The organism is Novosphingobium sp. FSW06-99 (assembly GCF_001519065.1).
GTDB lineage: Bacteria > Pseudomonadota > Alphaproteobacteria > Sphingomonadales > Sphingomonadaceae > Novosphingobium.
This window is the reverse complement of sequence record NZ_KQ954282.1, coordinates 1-1,216: the sequence shown is the minus strand read 5'-3', so window position 1 is coordinate 1,216 and position 1,216 is coordinate 1. Positions and strand designations below refer to the sequence as shown.

General features: G+C 59.5%; 1 protein-coding gene. It reads left to right on the top strand.

Annotated features, from left to right (window positions below):
- The first annotated feature begins 55 nt into the window (after positions 1 to 55).
- Positions 56 to 1,197, top strand: a protein-coding gene (locus tag AQZ49_RS21620) for an IS3 family transposase (protein WP_156428443.1) whose coding sequence is annotated in 2 segments (ribosomal slippage) — positions 56 to 296 and positions 296 to 1,197 — 1,143 coding nt in all. Because the reading frame shifts where the segments join, the coding sequence is not laid out codon by codon here.
- Positions 1,198 to 1,216: the final 19 nt, after the last annotated feature.

Sequence of the window (1,216 nt, the reverse complement as noted above, 5' to 3'; positions counted from 1 at the left end):
TAGCCCCTAGATTTCTGGACGCCTTTGATCCTAATTTTGAGGACAGGAGGCGATGATGGGGAAGCCCAATTTCAGCGATGAGTTCAAACGTGACGCGGTGGCCCAGATTACCGAGCGAGGCTATCCGGTGGCAGAGGTATCGCAGCGGCTCGGGGTGAGCGCGCATTCGTTGTATGCATGGAAGCGGCAATTTACTCGGCAGGTATCTGGTGATGCGGGCAAGGATGCCGAGATCCGCCAGTTGAAGCGCGAACTGGCCCGGGTGACCGAGGAGCGCGACATCCTAAAAAAAGCCACCGCGTATTTCGCCAGAGATGCCAAGTGAGATACGCGTTCATTGCCGAGCATCGCGACCGTTTCGGGGTTCGGGCGATGTGCCGATGCCTGGCGGTGCAGCCCAGCGGCTACTATGCCTGGGCCAAGAACCCGTTGAGCCAGCGAGCCCAGGAAGATGTGCGGCAAACCGAGTTGCTGCGGCAGGCGTGGAACGACAGCGGCAAGGTCTATGGCTACCGCAAGTTGCATGACGACCTTGCCGACCAGGGCGAGACCTGCTGCCCGAACCGGGTTGCCCGGCTAACCAGACTGGCCGGCATCAAGGCGCAGATCGGCTATAAACGGCGGCCTGGCAGCTATGGCGGCAAGCCGTTGCTGGTGGTCGACAACACGCTGGCGCGCCAATTCGATGTTGCAGCACCTGACCGGGCGTGGGTGACAGACATCACCTACATCCGAACCATGGAAGGCTTTGCCTATCTGGCTGTCGTGCTCGATCTGTTTTCGCGTCGGGTGGTGGGCTGGTCGATGCAAAGCAGGCAGACCACCGATGTGGTTTTGCAGGCACTGCACATGGCCGTCTGGCGCCGCAAGCCCAAAGGCCGTGTGCTGATCCATTCGGATCAGGGTTCACAGTTCACCAGCATGGACTGGGCAGCGTTCATCCGAGCCCACAATCTTGAGCACTCGATGAGCCGACGCGGTAACTGCCACGACAATGCCGTGGCGGAAAGCTTCTTCTCATGCCTCAAACGCGAGCGCATCCGCAGGCGGACCTACAAAACCCGCGAGGAAGCCCGGCAGGATGTGTTCGATTACATCGAGATGTTCTACAACCCGGTGCGCAAGCACGTCAGGAACGGTATGCTGTCGCCCGCCGAGTTCGAACGGCAGCAGATTTTGAAAGCGGAAGGCGTCTAGAAAACTAGGGGCTATTCAA